Annotated in this window: 15 protein-coding genes; all 15 read left to right on the top strand. The window is 59.1% G+C overall.

The window, feature by feature from the left end; translation table 11 throughout:
- Nucleotides 1-55 precede the first annotated feature (55 nt).
- The 15 genes from KGL31_07540 (at nucleotide 56) to KGL31_07470 (ending at nucleotide 14898) form a co-directional block, all read left to right on the top strand.
- Entirely contained in the window at nucleotides 56-232 is a 177-nt protein-coding gene (locus tag KGL31_07540) for a helix-turn-helix domain-containing protein (GenBank protein ID MDE2321755.1), read from the top strand.
- Nucleotides 229-2157 carry an AAA family ATPase gene (locus KGL31_07535; protein ID MDE2321754.1) on the top strand — a complete coding sequence of 643 codons (1929 nt, stop codon included), beginning with the start codon at nucleotides 229-231 and terminating at the stop codon, nucleotides 2155-2157. Before KGL31_07540 ends, KGL31_07535 begins: the two co-directional genes overlap by 4 nt.
- The gene (locus KGL31_07530) at nucleotides 2154-2540 is read left to right on the top strand and encodes a hypothetical protein (protein ID MDE2321753.1); all 387 of its coding nucleotides are present in this window, start codon (nucleotides 2154-2156) and stop codon (nucleotides 2538-2540) included. Before KGL31_07535 ends, KGL31_07530 begins: the two co-directional genes overlap by 4 nt.
- A 44-nt stretch (nucleotides 2541-2584) precedes the next feature.
- A complete protein-coding gene (locus KGL31_07525; protein ID MDE2321752.1) occupies nucleotides 2585-2833 on the top strand; it encodes a hypothetical protein in 249 nt (82 codons plus the stop codon).
- 823 nt (nucleotides 2834-3656) lie between these two features.
- Complete coding sequence (locus KGL31_07520; GenBank protein ID MDE2321751.1) at nucleotides 3657-4169, top strand: ankyrin repeat domain-containing protein; 513 nt, start codon at nucleotides 3657-3659, stop codon at nucleotides 4167-4169.
- 285 nt (nucleotides 4170-4454) lie between these two features.
- Nucleotides 4455-5120 (top strand): phosphoribosylglycinamide formyltransferase, encoded by a 666-nt coding sequence (locus tag KGL31_07515; protein MDE2321750.1) that lies wholly within the window; start codon nucleotides 4455-4457, stop codon nucleotides 5118-5120.
- On the top strand, nucleotides 5117-6721 hold the full coding sequence (gene purH, locus KGL31_07510; protein MDE2321749.1) for a bifunctional phosphoribosylaminoimidazolecarboxamide formyltransferase/IMP cyclohydrolase: 1605 nt from the start codon (nucleotides 5117-5119) through the stop codon (nucleotides 6719-6721). Before KGL31_07515 ends, purH begins: the two co-directional genes overlap by 4 nt.
- Nucleotides 6722-6755: 34 nt before the next feature.
- Nucleotides 6756-8033, top strand: a complete 1278-nt coding sequence (purD, locus tag KGL31_07505; GenBank protein ID MDE2321748.1) for a phosphoribosylamine--glycine ligase — start codon at nucleotides 6756-6758, stop codon at nucleotides 8031-8033.
- 4 nt (nucleotides 8034-8037) lie between these two features.
- Entirely contained in the window at nucleotides 8038-8544 is a 507-nt protein-coding gene (gene purE, locus KGL31_07500; GenBank protein ID MDE2321747.1) for a 5-(carboxyamino)imidazole ribonucleotide mutase, read from the top strand.
- A 40-nt stretch (nucleotides 8545-8584) separates the two neighbouring features.
- Entirely contained in the window at nucleotides 8585-10141 is a 1557-nt protein-coding gene (locus KGL31_07495; GenBank protein ID MDE2321746.1) for a glycosyltransferase family 39 protein, read from the top strand.
- Entirely contained in the window at nucleotides 10142-11125 is a 984-nt protein-coding gene (locus KGL31_07490) for a glycosyltransferase family 2 protein (GenBank protein ID MDE2321745.1), read from the top strand. It abuts the gene before it with no gap.
- Nucleotides 11109-12083: a flippase-like domain-containing protein gene (locus KGL31_07485; GenBank protein MDE2321744.1), complete on the top strand. Its 975-nt coding sequence runs from the start codon at nucleotides 11109-11111 to the stop codon at nucleotides 12081-12083. Before KGL31_07490 ends, KGL31_07485 begins: the two co-directional genes overlap by 17 nt.
- Before the next feature lie 15 nt (nucleotides 12084-12098).
- Nucleotides 12099-12716, top strand: coding sequence for a phosphatase PAP2 family protein (locus tag KGL31_07480; GenBank protein ID MDE2321743.1), 618 nt, complete (start codon nucleotides 12099-12101; stop codon nucleotides 12714-12716).
- 16 nt (nucleotides 12717-12732) lie between these two features.
- On the top strand, nucleotides 12733-13785 hold the full coding sequence (gene selD, locus KGL31_07475; GenBank protein MDE2321742.1) for a selenide, water dikinase SelD: 1053 nt from the start codon (nucleotides 12733-12735) through the stop codon (nucleotides 13783-13785).
- A gap of 147 nt (nucleotides 13786-13932) precedes the next feature.
- Nucleotides 13933-14898, top strand: coding sequence for a M23 family metallopeptidase (locus tag KGL31_07470; GenBank protein MDE2321741.1), 966 nt, complete (start codon nucleotides 13933-13935; stop codon nucleotides 14896-14898).
- The last annotated feature ends 315 nt before the right edge of the window (nucleotides 14899-15213 follow it).

Raw genomic sequence — 15213 nt, 5'->3', positions numbered from 1 at the left:
GTAGATTCGTATCGAGCGAAACAACGAACTAGAACTTTTCACGAAAGGGGCGGCAATGCGATTACTGAGTGTGGAGGAATTGGAGCAGCGTTCAGGGGCATCACGCTATACGTGGCGCACGTGGATTGCGAAAGGGCGAATCCCGGTTGTGCGTCTAGGCCGGCTGGTGAAGGTCAAGGAGGAGGATTTTGAGCGCTTCGTCGCCGACAATCGAACTGAGGCGCGGGAATGAGCGGGACGGCGACAACAACACTGCTTGACGCGGCGCTGGATTACCGGCAGATGTGGGGAGCGCCGGTGGTTCCCGTCAACGACCACAAGCAACCGCTCTGTGAATGGGGACAGTGGCGGTATGGTGGTCAGACAGAAAGCGCGGTCAAGGAACTCTTCTCGCGCCCGGCCCACGGCCTCGCGCTGCTATTGTGGCCCGCGTCCACTCTCGCGGTGATGGATTTCGACGGCCCCCATGCCGAACAAGCCTGGCGATCCACCGGCGTGTCGGTGCCACGAACAGCTCGCGTCTACACTCCGCATGGTGTTCACGATTACTTTCGTATGCCCCCGAGCGTTGAGTGTGATGAGGTGGACCGAAAGGTCCGGATCGTGACGGCCCGAGAGTGCGGCTGCGTCAAACCATGCGGCGTGGACCTCCTTGTCAAAGGCTACGCTCTCGCGCCACCCACCCCTCGGTATCGAGAAGATCCTGATTATGTGCTGGAGCCGTCTAGGATTGCTGACCTACCCGAGGGTGTCCTGGCATTGATGCGGCACGCCACAGCGACCGGCAACGGCGAGCGGTTCACCATCGCGGAGAGAATTCCCGAGGGCGAGCGAAATACCGAACTGTACAAGCTGGCACGAAGCCTCAAGGCACGTAATATGAGCCCCGACGCCATTCTCGCCGCCCTACTCAAAGAGAACGAGATGAAGTGTGAGCCTCTACTACCTGACGCGGAGATCGAGAAGATCGTCGCGCACGCTTACGAACAGCCTGACCGACCGGAGTTTGCGGCGACCGGCGGAGCGGACCGGCAAGAGTCGGCGGCCGGCGGAGCAGAGCGAGAGAAACCTAACGATGCGGTTATTATTCGACTCGCAGACGTACAGCCTGAACCTGTGACCTGGCTATGGCCCGGTCGGGTTCCGTTGGGAAAACTGACCGTGCTGGATGGCGATCCTGGCCTTGGCAAATCGACGCTGGCGTTTGACCTGGCGGCGCGGGTGTCCAATGGTTCTCTAATGCCGGACGGTTCGCCGTCGCTTCCAGGCGGGGCGGTGATCTTGACACTCGAAGACGGCCTGGCCGATACGGTGGTCCCCCGGCTCACGGTTGCCGGTGCGGACCTGGCGAAGATTGTCGCGCTCCAGGGGGTGAAAGGTGCGGATGGGAAGCTGAGAGTGCCTACAGTAGAAGACATAGCGGCGCTAACCTGTGCATGTCAACAAGTCGCGGCAAAGATCGTCCTCATCGACCCCCTGATGGCCTACCTGCCAAGTCAACGAAACAGTTGGAGAGATCAAGACGTAAGGCAAGCCCTGGCGCCATTAGCCAAGATGGCGGAGGAGAACGGCGTCGCGGTGCTTGTGATCCGACATCTGAATAAGTCTGGCGGTAGTCAAAGCATCTATCGCGGCGGGGGGAGTATCGGGATTGTCGGCGCGGCGCGGATGGCGTTGCTGGTAGCCAAGGACCCGGAGAACGAGGAGCGGCGAATCCTGGCGGGAATTAAGACGAATCTTGCGCGTATGCCGGAGTCCCTGGCGTTTCGTGTGGTTGCCATAGACGACACGGCCCGCATCGTGTGGGAGGGGGTTTCATCTCATAGTGCTGACGCCCTGCTTGCTGCCCCGGTATCCGAAGAGGAGCGGTCGGCGATGGAAGATGCGGCAGACTTCCTCCGTTCGATCCTGAAGAAAGGCCCGGTGGAAGTAAGGCAAATTCAGCGGGTGGCGCGGGAGGCAGGGATTGCCGAGAAGACACTCCAAAGAGCAAAACATTATGCAGGAGCAACCTCGAAACGTGACACGTTTGGCGAAGGCGGGAAGTGGTTCTGGTCCTTAGATGGCCAAAAGGCGTCTAAGGTGGTCATTCAAAATGATGACCATCTAAGGCATGAGATGACCATCTTAGCGGGCGAGGAGGTGTGTGTCCTATGATGGCGGCGGAGCTAATTCAAGAGGCGCGAACGGCTGGCGTCACCCTGACCCCTCTTCCGGATGGCAGGCTGCAAGCGACTGGGAGGCCCCAGGTCCCGTCAGAACTGAAGGCGAGATTGAGTACGCACAAGACGGAGGTGATGGCGCTGCTTCACGCGTGCGATGCGCTGGCCGACCTGTACCGGACCTACTGGACGTTACCCGAGACCGACCCCCTGGAGACCTTCAAGGCGCTTCATCGAGAGATCGACCTGATTGAAAAACAAGTCGGAGCAGAGGCAGCATGGCGGACCCTGGAGGCATCGGCGAGGCGCTGGTATCAGGAGAAAGGCACGTGTCCTTTTTGTGGGAAAGACGAACTGCATCTGAGAGGAAGGCGTTGACGACCGTGGCGCAAGGCAGGCTGTAGATGGGGGGTAAAGGCTAAATGGTAGACGTGATAAGGCTTTCAACGCGCAAACGACGCCCTAAACCGGGCGATCTGGCGGCATTGCGGCGTCGATTGTGGTATGCACTGACGCAGATCGAAACGCTGATCGAGGATAAGGACCCGTCTATCAAGCTCAAAGCGGCCCATGCTTTGGCGACAATGGCAGGCGCGTATTTGAAGGCGTCCGAGCTGGCTGACTTTGAGGGACGGTTACAGGCGCTAGAATCCAAGCAGCGAATAGCCTAACGGAGGATGCGTTATGAGCAACTTTGAGAAACGGCTTGAGCGACTTGAGAAGACGGAACACGGGAAGAACCCGGACCTTGCAAGCATGGTGTTTTATCATGTTCACGTATGCAGCGAACCGGCCCCGGAAGCTGGCCAGCCTGAGCGAGATTCTCCGGTGTGTGCCGACTGTGGGCAACCCTTGCGTTGGGTGTTTGGCGCACCCCCCGAGGGCGCGGAAACCATTATCCGCCTACCCGACAATGGGCGGGACTGAGGCGACCGATGGCAGAGGATGAACCGATACGAGTGATGCTTCAGCGGATTGAGAGGAAGCTTGACCTCCTGCTTCGTGTAATCGGCAAGACGACCCCCCTTCAATCGGGTGATAGGAATGCTTCCGACTCCGTTAGTCAGAAGACTGAGTATTAGTCAAAAGACTGGTGTCCAAATAGTGACTATCACGGGTGTCGTTTGCGCTTTCTCCTTGTCACTGGCACTCACATTGCGATCTTGCATAACCTCTTGAGATTACTGTCTAAAACTCACGTCTTGTCATTCCTTCTTACTCCTGCTATAATGCCTTGAAACGCTCTTTCAAGGCCGAAACACGGGTTCGAATCCCGTTGGGGACGCCAATGGTTTCCGATAATTCGCTGCCTTCTCCGCTCCGGGGCCGGTTGCTGTTGACTTGTCAATACCGAGAAACGTCATGCCTGCTCTCTTCAATGCGACTGACGCCTTCTGGGGAGGGATGGAAGACCAGGGTTATGAGAGCGTCTCAGGAAGGCTATGGCGAAGTCGTACAGGCGCTGATTGCGCAGGGCGCGAAGGAGGGGCGATCATGAGCGATGATGTGAACGCCGCAGACAAGCACGGCAAAACGGCCTTGATGAGAGCATGCGAGGAAGGCCGCCCGGAAGCTGTGCACGCGCTGATCGCCAAGGGCGCGAATGTGAACGCCAGAGATGAGTATGGCTGGACGGCCTTGATGAGAGCGTCTCTGAGAGGCCATGTCGGGGTCGTAGAGGCGCTGATTGCGCAGGGCGCCTGGGTACACGTCAAATCGAACGAGGGCTGGACGGCCTTGATGAGAGCGTCTCTGGCAGGCCATCTCGATGTCGTCCGGGTACTGCTCGCGCAGGGCGTGGATGTAAACGCCAGACAGGATAATGGCGCAACAGCCTTGATATGGGCGTCTCAGGAAGGCCATTGCGAGGTCGTCCGGGTACTGCTCGCGCAGGGCGCGGATGTGAATGCCAAAACCAACAACGGCGTCACGGCCATGATGATCGCGTATAACAGGAGCGAGAACGAGGTCGTGCAGATCCTCAAGGAAGCCGGGGCAAAGGAATAGCCCTCTCCAACCTGGCGACGGCGTCTGTAAGCACGTCAATCCGCTATTTTTGAACGCTATAATGCTCTTGCCCATTACCTCCCTTTCTGCTATCGTTGCATTCTCTATTGATGTCCATGTGGTGGAGAGTCGGACATCGCTCTGAGCGCACCGTAACGTGTGCGAAGTCCACTGATGTGTCGTTCCGCGGCAAAACTACCCTGTGAAAATAATACTGAGCCAAGCACACCGGCGACCAAACACGATACGTGTGCAGCATACCGGTAAATAAGGGTTCGAGAGGGCATGCAGAAACGGCTCAGACTTGGCGTGCTGGCCTCCGGTCGAGGAAGTAATCTACAGGCGATCATCGACGCCAGTAAAGCCGGGAAGATCGATGCGCTCGTCGCCATCGTTATCAGTGACGTGGCAGCGGCTCACGCCCTCGAACGGGCTCGCCAATATGGAATCGAGACAGCTTTTGTCGATCCATCTCTGCACCACACGCGTGAAGAGTTCGATGGGGCGGTTATCGATCTGCTGCGCAAACACGATGTAGGGCTGGTCTGCCTGGCCGGGTTCATGCGTCTACTGAGCCCTCATTTCATTCGGGAGTATCGCAACAGGATCATGAATATTCACCCGGCGCTCCTTCCAGCCTTCCACGGGCTGCACGCCCAGCGCCAGGCGCTTTGGTACGGCGCAAAAGTCTCCGGCTGCACTGTTCACTTTGTGGACGAGGGAATCGATACCGGCCCCATCATTATGCAGGCGGCGGTCCCCGTACTGGACGAGGATACCGAAGAGTCGCTCTCGGCTCGTATCCTCACATACGAACACCAGATCTACTCGCGGGCGATTCAACTCTTCGCCGAAGGGTGGCTGGAGGTTCGCGATCGCCGGGTATTCTGCCATGGGACTGATATCCTACAGCAACATGGAAAGCAAGCCTGGGGAGCAATGAATCCATGACAATGTCGGACGGACGAACGAACGATCAGGGGTTGGTGCGGGTCCGGCGGGCCTTAATCAGCGTCTCCGATAAGGCCGGGCTGATTGAACTGGCATCAACCCTACAGAATCTGTCCATCGAGATCATCTCTACCGGGGGAACGGCGCGCACCCTGCGTGAAGCCAATATCCCGGTGGTAGATGTGGCCGACATCACGGGCTTCCCCGAAATGTTGGACGGGCGAGTCAAAACACTCCATCCGAGGATTCATGCCGGCATCTTGGCGCGACGGCGCGACCCCGAGCACCAGCGGCAACTGCAAGAACTCGGCATTTCACCTATCGACCTTGTGATCATCAACCTGTACCCTTTCGAGGCCACCATCTCCAAGGTCGGCGCTACGCTGGAGGAGGCCATCGAGCAGATCGATATCGGCGGCCCAAGCCTCATTCGGGCTGCTGCAAAGAATTTTGAGGATGTTGCGATTGTCGTTGATCCGACCGATTACACTGCGGTCAGTGCAGAACTCCAGCAAGGACAGGGCCGCCTATCGCGGACCCGCCGGTTGCATTTAGCGACGAAGGCCTTCGAGCACGTGGCGCGTTACGATACACTGATCGCCGCGTATCTGAAGGGGCAATGTGGTGAGGCGGGTCCATTCGCGTTCCCGGATCTCCTCGATCTTCGCCTGGTCAGGCTGAAGCAACTTCGTTACGGCGAGAACCCGCACCAGCAGGCTGCCCTGTACGGCGACGCCCTCGCGAGTGAACCTTCTGTGGCGACGGCCACACAGCTTCAGGGGAAGGAACTCTCGTTCAACAACCTCGTGGACCTTGACGCAGCCTTCGCCCTGGCTAAAGAGTTTGATGAGCCTGTCGCGGTCGTTGTCAAGCACACGAATCCCTGTGGGGTCGGCATCGGTTCCCGGCTGAGTGAGGCGTATCAGCGCGCCCAGGCCGCAGATCCAACCTCAGCCTACGGCGGGGTCCTCGGCCTCAACCGCCCGGTGGATGCTGAGACCGCGCGGGAGCTCGCTGCCACCTTTGTGGAGGCGGTTGTTGCGCCGGGATACCATGCGACGGCGCTTGCCATCCTTCGAGAAAAGAAGGCGCTTCGGCTTTTACTGATCGAGTCTTGGCCGCCAACGACGCGCCCTGATCACACGGCCCGTGAACTGCGGCCGATCGTTGGAGGGATGCTCGCGCAGGAGCGTGATCAGATCGACCTGGACCCCGGCCCCCTCCGTGTGGCAACTCGCCGCAAGCCCACTGATGCCGAAATGCAAGCCCTTCGGTTCGCCTGGAAGGTGGCTAAGCATGTAAAGTCCAACGCAATCGTCCTGACAAACACCTGCGCTACGGTGGGGATCGGCGCCGGACAGATGAGCCGGGTCGATGCCTGCCGGCTGGCTGTCATGAAGGCCGTCTCATCCACCAAGGGAACGGTCCTCGCATCCGACGCCTTCTTTCCGTTTCGGGACGGGGTGGACGTGGCGGCTGAGGCGGGCGTGACCGCGATCATCCAGCCTGGCGGCTCGATCCGCGATGCTGAGGTAATCCAAGCAGCGGATGAGGCCGGCATCGCGATGGTCTTCACCGGTATTCGACACTTCCGCCATTGAGACCGGGACCAGGGAGAGACGGAGAGGAACTTCAATGCAGGTTCTTGTGATCGGCGCGGGCGGTCGAGAACACGCCCTCGCATGGAAGATCGCCCAGAGTCCGAAGGTGACGAAGGTCTGGGCCGCGCCGGGAAACGCCGGGATGAGCGATGTGGCGGAATGTGTTCAGATCAGCGCCTCCGACATCCGCCTCCTGGCTGATTTCGCTGAGCGAAAACGGATCGACCTCACCGTCGTAGGGCCTGAGCTGCCCCTTACCCTCGGCATCGTAGATGAATTCGAGCGCCGCGGACTCCGTATCTTCGGACCCCGGAAGGATGCCGCCATCGTTGAGGGAAGCAAGGTCTTCGCCAAGAGCTTCATGAAAAAATACCATATCCCCACCGGCTTCTTTCAGTCATTTGACCGGGCAGAGGAGGCCAAGCGATACATCCGAGAGATCGGCACCCCCCTGGTCGTGAAGGCCGATGGCCTGGCGGCGGGCAAGGGGGTCATCGTCTGTTCCGATCTGTCCGAGGCGCTGGATGCGGTGAACAAGATCATGGAAGAGCGTCTCTTTGGCAACGCCGGCGAGCGGGTCGTAATCGAGGAGTACCTGGAGGGAGAGGAGGTCTCCTTCCACACCTTGACTGACGGAGAGACCGTCTTGCCGCTGGCATCATCCCAGGATCATAAACGCGTGTTCAATGACGACCAGGGTCCCAATACCGGCGGCATGGGCGCCTACTCTCCCGCGCCGGTCATCACCGACTCGATCCAACAGCAGATTATGGAACGGGTCATGATCCCGGCCGTCACAGGGATGGCAACCGAAGGACGACCGTACAAAGGCGTCCTCTATGCCGGCCTGATGATCAGCGCGGGCGAGATCAAGGTGCTCGAGTTCAACGCGAGACTCGGCGATCCCGAAGCGCAGCCGCTGCTTCTACGAATGAAGTCCGACCTGGTTCCGCTGCTGGAGGCCGTCGTGGACGGCCGACTGCGGGACCAGACGATCGACTGGAAGCCGGACGCCAGCGTCTGCGTGGTCATGGCCTCAAAAGGCTATCCCGGCCCGTACGAACAGGGTGCCCTGATCGCCGGGCTCGAAGAAGCGGCTGCCGAGCCTGGCGTCATGATCTTCCACGCCGGAACCAGCCGTACAAACGACCAAGTCCTCACCGGCGGCGGACGGGTTCTTGGTGTCACCGGCCTCGGGCAAGACCTCCAAGGGGCGATCGCCACCACGTACCGGGCGGTGAAGAAGATCCATTGGGAGGGCGCGCACTACCGGACCGACATCGGCGGCCGCGCCCTCGCCAGAGTCTCATAACAATATGGCAACGCAACCGATAGTTGGGATCGTCATGGGCAGCGACTCCGATCTGGCAGTGATGGAACTCACCGCCAAGGCGCTGGAGCGGTTTGGAATTCCGTTCGAGCTCAAAATCAGCTCCGCCCATCGTTCCCTCCACGCGACCCTGGACTATGTCCGGCAAGCCGAGACGAGAGGAATCAGGGTCATCATCGCCGGGGCCGGGGCAGCGGCTCACCTCGCCGGCGTCATTGCAGGCCAGACCACTCTGCCGGTTATCGGGGTGCCACTGGCCTCGAGTTCGCTCAAGGGTCTGGACGCGCTTCTTTCCGTCGTCCAGATGCCCGGGGGTGTTCCGGTTGCAACTATGGCCATCGGCGAGGCAGGGGCAAAGAACGCCGGTGTCCTCGCTGCGCGGATTTTGGCGCTGTCGGATGAGGCCCTCCGACACAAGCTGGAATCATTCAAAGAGGCTCTGGCCTCAGAAGTGGAGGAAAAAGATCGCGCGCTCCAGAAGCGCCGCTCCTGAACTCCCCTTGCCACAGACCCCATACCCCAGGGGATCGTTCATGGATTGGGCGTACTCAGCGAGTTGCCGGCAGGCGTCGCTGTTGTTCCTATTCTTCCTTATTTTCGTGACCGCCTTTCACCTTTGGTTCATCAACTCAGGCCGGTTCAATCTGGCGCCCGATGAGGCGCACTATTGGACCTGGTCGAAGCAACTGAACTGGAGTTACTATAGTAAAGGGCCGATGGTGGCCTACCTCATCGCCCTGTCTACCCAATTGGGGGGTGACAGCGAATTCTTCATTCGGCTTCCTGCAGTCCTGCTGTCAACTGGAACCGTCCTCCTCACGTTTCTGTTGGCGGTTCGGCTCTGTCGCTCCACATGGGCCGGCTTGGAAGCGGTGCTGCTCCTCGCCGCCATGCCGCTCGCCGAGGCGGGTTCAATCTTGATGACGATCGATGCGCCGCTGGTATTCTTCTGGTCGCTCACGCTATTGTTGATCCACCGCGCGCTCTCGGCGGACGGGAACGGCTGGTGGCTCCTTGCGGGAATCGGCCTCGGCCTTGGTCTGCTCAGTAAATACACGATGGCAGCCATCGTACCACAGACCTTCCTGTATCTTGCATTGTCCCGGGACCATCGGTTCTGGATGCGGCGGTCAGGTCCCTACCTCGCTCTCGGTGTGGGACTCCTCCTCTTTACCCCTGTCATATATTGGAACGCAACGCACGACCTGGTCTCGTTTCGCCACCTCCTGGAGCAGCTTGGAGCAGGAAAGGAGAGAGTTATACCGGCAAAGACTCTGGGGGAGTTTGTAGCATCCCAGGTGGGTGTGGTCACCCCCGTACTGTTCGTTGTGCTCATGATCGGGCTGTGGGAGGTCGGACGAACCGGGCTTAACCGACGCAGTGATGACACGTCACTTTTTCTCTTTTGCGCCTCGGTACCCCTGCTGATCGTCTGCGTCATCACCAGCCTGTGGACAAAGGTACAGGCGAACTGGGCCGCGCCAGCTTTTGTTGCTGCGGTCATCGCTGTCGCCAAGTGGCGATCAGGCTCATCTGCCCATGGTGTCTCTACCTGGCGATGGACGCGCGGTCGTACGCTTTTCGCCTGCGCGTTGGTAAGCGGGTTCCTTGTCAGCACCATTGGTCACTTTCCGCACGCCCTTGCCTCGGTTGGCCTTCCGCTCCCTCACAAGCTCGATCTGACACGGCGCCTTAGAGGATGGGCAGAACTGGGAACGCAGGTCAGCGCAGTCTATCAGGAGATGAGCCGAAGCAGACCGACGTTCGTCTTCAGCGACCGGTATCAGGTTGCCAGCGAGGTGATGTTCTATGTGCCGGCCCACCCGAACACATATAACATCCAGCTCGGGCGGCGAATGAACCAGTTTGACATATGGGGAGGAACCGACGAGGTTCGGGGTTGGGACGCCATCTTCGTGACAGATCGGCCTGATCCTCCTGATGCCGTTCTTCGCTCCTTCGACACGGTGAAACCGGAGCGACTGACTCACCTCTCGAAGGTCGGCCAGTCGCGTACCCTTAGCTCGTGGTCAATCTTTCGCTGTTACGGTTTCCGGGGGTTCCCTCCGGCTCAGCAGCTCGGGTACTAAATGCGGACGCCGTGGCTGTCCATTGTCATCCCCTTTTGTAATGAGGAAGAGAACGTCTGGCCCCTCCATGGCGAGATCGTCGAGGCTCTGGGCGGTCTTGGACAGCCCTACGAGGTGGTCGCCGTGGATGATGGCAGCACAGATCGGACGCTGGCCACCCTTGAGGCGATCGTCAAGGACGACCCGAGATGGCGTGTGGTGGTGCTTCGACGGAACTTCGGGCAGACCGCCGCCTTGTCCGCCGGCTTTGACCACGCCAAGGGCGACGTGATCGTGACCCTCGATGGGGATCTTCAGAACGATCCGGCCGATATCCCGAGGCTACTGGAGTTGATCCAGGACTACGATGTCGTCAGTGGCTGGAGGGCCGAACGAAAGGACCCATTCCTCTCCAGGCGGATTCCCTCGATGCTTGCGAACTGGCTCATCTCCGTGACAACCGGCGTAAAGCTTCACGACTATGGATGCACCCTGAAGGCATATCGGCGGGTAGTGGTGGACAATCTCCGGCTGTACGGTGAGTTGCATCGGTTCATTCCCGCCATCGCCAGTTGGATGGGAGTCGCCATCGCCGAGGTCAAGACGAATCACCGTCCCAGGCGATTCGGACGCTCGAAGTACTCCATCCTCAGAACGGTGCGGGTCCTCCTGGACCTGATCGCCGTGAAATTCCTGCTCCGATTCAGCACGTCCCCGATTCAAATCTTCGGCGGGTTAGGGCTGACCGTCGGAGTTTGCGGCGGCGGGTTGCTCCTCTATCTGGCCGGCCTTAAACTGCTCGCGGGCCAGCCGATCGGCGGGCGACCGCTCTTGCTGCTGGCAGTCCTCCTCCTGATACTGGGGGTGCAACTGGTGGGCATGGGCCTGCTCGGTGAAATGGTGGCGCGGGTCTATCACGAAACGCAGCGCAAACCGATCTACATGGTCCAGCGAACGATCCATGGGGTGAAGACTGGAGGTGACTTGAGTGAGCTTCGTCAATAGGTCCGCGGCCAAGGCTTGGCGGCTTGGACTGAAGCTCATCGTGAGCGCCGCGCTGCTGGCTTTGCTCTTATCCAGGACCGATCTGCAAGCGCTCGGTACCCTCTTCCGCTCCCTGCGCGTCCCGATCTTTTTCGGATCCATTCTCCTCTATCTGCTGGCTCAGTTGCTCAGTACGGTACGCTGGAGGTGTCTGCTTCAGGCTGAGAAGATCCATCTCCCGTTCTGGCGCCTCATCCTGCTGTACTTGGAGGGGATGTTCTTCAACCTGATGCTGCCGACCGCTATCGGCGGCGATCTGGTTCGGGGCTATCAGATCTCACGCCTGACGGAACGGCGTGAGGCATCGGTGGCCTCTATCCTTGTGGAACGGCTCTCCGGCTTTGCCGCGCTGGCCATCATCGCCTGCATCGCCATCATCCCCGCATATGCTTACGTGAGCGACCCGCTTATCGTCTGGTTGACGGCCGGCTCCGCGGCAGGAATGATTGCCCTTATCGCTTCACTGTTGAGTGATCGACTCCAGGCGCTGTTCTTCAGACTGCTGCTTGGCGTGGGTCTTGGGAGGTTTCACGACCAGGTCCATCGGCTATACGAAGCGGTCCAACAGTATTGGACCCACCGACCGGCCCTCCTGCTCGCGCTGGGGCTCTCATTGGTTCTGCAGTCGCTGGTCATCACGATCTTCTACCTGATCTCACAGGCGCTCAACCTGTCCGTCCCTCTCCGCTATTTCTTCCTATTTATCCCGTTGATCAGCGTCATCTCGATGCTGCCAATCTCGGTCGGGGGTCTAGGTCTCCGGGAGGGGAGCGCCGTGTACCTCTTCACCAGGGTCGGCCTGGATTCTGCGGGCGCACTCAGCCTGTCCTTACTCTGGTTCGCTGTCACGGTCCTCTGTAGCGGGTTAGGGGGGATCGTGTTTCTAGTCGGTCACTCGCAGCACCAGATGGACCCTTAAACGGCGAAACACACTATGTCTGTTCTACCGTGGCTGGAGAGACTGCGCGAGTGGGATGAAACTGGATTCCACCTGATCAACGGAAGCCTGCGGAACCGGTTCCTCGATCTCCTGATGCCCTTCGTCAGCAATAAATGGAACTTCGCCCTCCCGGCGGCCGCCCTCCTTGGTTACGTATTGCTCTTCCGTCCAAAACGTGATCGCATCATAGCCGTGTCCGCCATCGCTCTGATTCTACTCACCGATGAAACCAGCCAGCTCTTGAAGGATCTGTTCCAACGGATCAGACCATGTGGCGTCCTCAACGCGACTGCCTGCTTGCGTGTCCGTTCATTCTCTTTTCCCTCCAATCACGCCGCCAACATGTTTGCCTTGGCTACGTTTCTCTCTTATAATTACTCGCGATCAGGGTTCGTCTGGTTCCTTGCAGCCGCTCTCGTTGGATATTCCCGAATCTATGTCGGCTCGCATTATCCGCTTGATGTGCTGGGCGGAGCGCTCTGGGGAGTCCTGATCGGAATGCTTGGCGCCGCAGCGGTCCGGCATCTTCTGCGGATTGCAGGAGTCCAGTATGCGAGTTCATCGGGTGACAAAAAGAACCAATCGGCCTGCGAGCCGGAAACCTTCCAGTAACGCCTTAAGGGGCTCAATGATGAGTGCTCAACAGATTCGACTCACGTCTTTGTCGCATGGGGCGGGCTGAGCGTGCAAGATCAGCCCTGCTGATCTGGCCCAGGTCCTGGGCCAACTGCCGAAATATAGCGATCCTCGAATACTAGTCGGGGCAGAAACCTCCGATGATGCCGCCGTCTACCAACTGGATAGCGGGCGGGCGATCGTCCAGACCGTGGACTACATCACGCCCGTGGTGGACGACCCGTATAGCTGTGGCCTGATCGCCGCCGCCAACTCCCTGAGCGACATCTACGCCATGGGCGCCATACCACTGTTCGCCCTCAATATCATTGGTTTTCCAGTCGGGTCGCTCCCGCTGAGTATCCTGGGGGACATCCTGCGTGGCGGCGCCGACAAGGCCCGCGAGGCCGGGGCCCCGATTATCGGAGGACACAGTATCGACGACCCGGAGCCAAAATATGGGCTCGTCGTGACCGGGCTGATCGATCCTGCGAAGATCTTCAAGAACTCGACCGCCTTCATCGGGGATGATCTGGTGTTGACCAAGCCGCTCGGCATTGGAATCGTCACCACGGCTATCAAGCGCGGCAAAGCCTCGGAACCGACAATTAATGCTGCTGTAGCTCTGATGGCAGCACTGAATAAAGACGCATCGGAGGCTATGGTGGCGGTCGGCGCTCACGCGTGCACAGACGTCACGGGTTTTGGGCTGCTGGGCCACCTCCACGAGATGACGGCGGGCAGCGAGGTTGGTGCACGGGTATCGCTTTCGAAGGTCCCTATTCTCCCTGAGGCCTGGGATCTGATCCAAGAGGGGATCTGTCCCGGCGGGACAAAACGCAACTATGAATCACTGCAAGGGGCCATCGTGTGGAATCCTGGGATTCGCAACGAGGCCCAACTGATCCTGTGCGATGCCCAGACCTCCGGTGGCCTCCTGATCGCGGTGCCGAAGGACAGGACTACGGCCCTGATTCAGCGCCTGCGGGAGCATAAGACACCCGCCGCCACACTCATCGGCGAAATCGTGGAAGATCCGAACGGCCGGATCTGGGTAACGCCATAACGCTATTTGACAATGAGCCCGGCGTAGAGAACGAAAAACGCTTGACATCTTCCCGTTGTTCTTGATATAAAAGGCTGTTTTTTCCCTCCATGCTCATCGGTTATATGTAGCTCGTAACCGAAATAAACTTGGAAAGGATCCGGCTCGATGGCGAAGAAGTTTTATACGGTCCTTGTCCTTCCCGATGCCAGTTCTCAGATTCGAAGGTTTCACATTACAAAACCCCTCTTTAGCGCGCTTACTGTCACCGCAGGCCTCATTGGCGTGGCCTTTGTATTTCTTATCTATCAGACGGTAAGCCACACCGGTCACTTACTGGAACTCCGTCAGCTTCGAACAGTATCGAGCGAACAGGCCACCCTGTTGCAGAAGTTTGAACGTCTCGACAATCAAATGGTCCAGCTCCGAGAGTTCGACCTCCGGTTACGGACGGCAGCCGGGCTGGACGTGAAGAATGCGGAGAGTTCGATGGTTGGCGTGGGCGGGGCGGACACCTTAAGTTCGCGCGCTCTAATGGTGGCGGCTCTCGCTCATCAGACCTCACCTGGCGGCTCGTCGACAAAGATCGGGGTTGATAACCTCGGCGGTGAGCTCGATCGCTTAAGCCGTGAGATGAATGATCGCAACAAGAGCTTTCAGGGTCTAATCCAGGCGCTTGAAGCAAAGCGGAGCCTCCTGGCCTCCACCCCGACGATCTGGCCGGTCAAAGGGTGGCTCACGGCCGGGTTCGGGCAGCGCCGCTCCCCCTTCACCGGGCAACGACAGATGCATGAAGGCGTCGATATCTCGAACAGCGTCGGGACGCCGGTCATCGCCCCGGCCGACGGGATCGTCACGTATACGGGACCGCTCGGCGGTTTCGGCAATGTCGTCTCAGTGAGCCACGGCAATAAGATCTCCACCTTCTACGCTCATTTACAACAACAAAAGGTCTCTCAGGGTCAGCAGGTGAGAAGAGGGGACGTGATCGGCTTGGTGGGGGCAACGGGCCGCGTGACCGGGCCTCACCTTCATTATGAGATTCAGGTGAATGATGTGCCTGTTGATCCAACCAAGTATGTCATCGACCCGGAAACCGTAAAATATCTCGGGAGCGGTGAATCGGCCGAGTAGCACTCGGATTGCTTGGTTACTGCGTGTGGGTCAGACCCTTAGGGGAACCGTCCTCTAGGGGTTTTTGTTACTGATTCGAAAGTCCCCCCGCTAAGATCATTCTACTTGCTTCTGCCTTCGAGCGTCCCTTTCGGCATTGAAGCCCTCCCGCGTCTATGGTAGGATCCGCGTGGCAGGCCGAGCCGACAGCAAGGAGAGGATGGCACGATGTTCATGAAGTGGGTCTCGAAGGTGGTGGGCACCAAAAACGAGCGGGAGCTCAAGCGCCTCCAGCCGATGGTGACGGCGATCACGGCGCAGGAGCCCGCGGTGCAG

It is taken from the genome of Candidatus Methylomirabilota bacterium (genome assembly GCA_028870115.1).
Classification (GTDB): Bacteria; Methylomirabilota; Methylomirabilia; order Methylomirabilales; family Methylomirabilaceae; genus Methylomirabilis.
This window is presented reverse-complemented; position numbering and strand designations above follow the sequence as displayed.

Excerpts from the sequence above, each read along its gene's own strand:
- KGL31_07540 (MDE2321755.1), top strand. The coding sequence starts at position 56 with ATGCGATTACTGAGTGTGGAGGAATTGGAGCAGCGTTCAGGGGCATCA.
- KGL31_07535 (MDE2321754.1), top strand. The coding sequence starts at position 229 with ATGAGCGGGACGGCGACAACAACACTGCTTGACGCGGCGCTGGATTAC.
- KGL31_07530 (MDE2321753.1), top strand. The coding sequence starts at position 2,154 with ATGATGGCGGCGGAGCTAATTCAAGAGGCGCGAACGGCTGGCGTCACC.
- KGL31_07525 (MDE2321752.1), top strand. The coding sequence starts at position 2,585 with ATGGTAGACGTGATAAGGCTTTCAACGCGCAAACGACGCCCTAAACCG.
- KGL31_07520 (MDE2321751.1), top strand. The coding sequence starts at position 3,657 with ATGAGCGATGATGTGAACGCCGCAGACAAGCACGGCAAAACGGCCTTG.
- KGL31_07515 (MDE2321750.1), top strand. The coding sequence starts at position 4,455 with ATGCAGAAACGGCTCAGACTTGGCGTGCTGGCCTCCGGTCGAGGAAGT.
- purH (MDE2321749.1), top strand. The coding sequence starts at position 5,117 with ATGACAATGTCGGACGGACGAACGAACGATCAGGGGTTGGTGCGGGTC.
- purD (MDE2321748.1), top strand. The coding sequence starts at position 6,756 with ATGCAGGTTCTTGTGATCGGCGCGGGCGGTCGAGAACACGCCCTCGCA.
- purE (MDE2321747.1), top strand. The coding sequence starts at position 8,038 with ATGGCAACGCAACCGATAGTTGGGATCGTCATGGGCAGCGACTCCGAT.
- KGL31_07495 (MDE2321746.1), top strand. The coding sequence starts at position 8,585 with ATGGATTGGGCGTACTCAGCGAGTTGCCGGCAGGCGTCGCTGTTGTTC.
- KGL31_07490 (MDE2321745.1), top strand. The coding sequence starts at position 10,142 with ATGCGGACGCCGTGGCTGTCCATTGTCATCCCCTTTTGTAATGAGGAA.
- KGL31_07480 (MDE2321743.1), top strand. The coding sequence starts at position 12,099 with ATGTCTGTTCTACCGTGGCTGGAGAGACTGCGCGAGTGGGATGAAACT.
- KGL31_07470 (MDE2321741.1), top strand. The coding sequence starts at position 13,933 with ATGGCGAAGAAGTTTTATACGGTCCTTGTCCTTCCCGATGCCAGTTCT.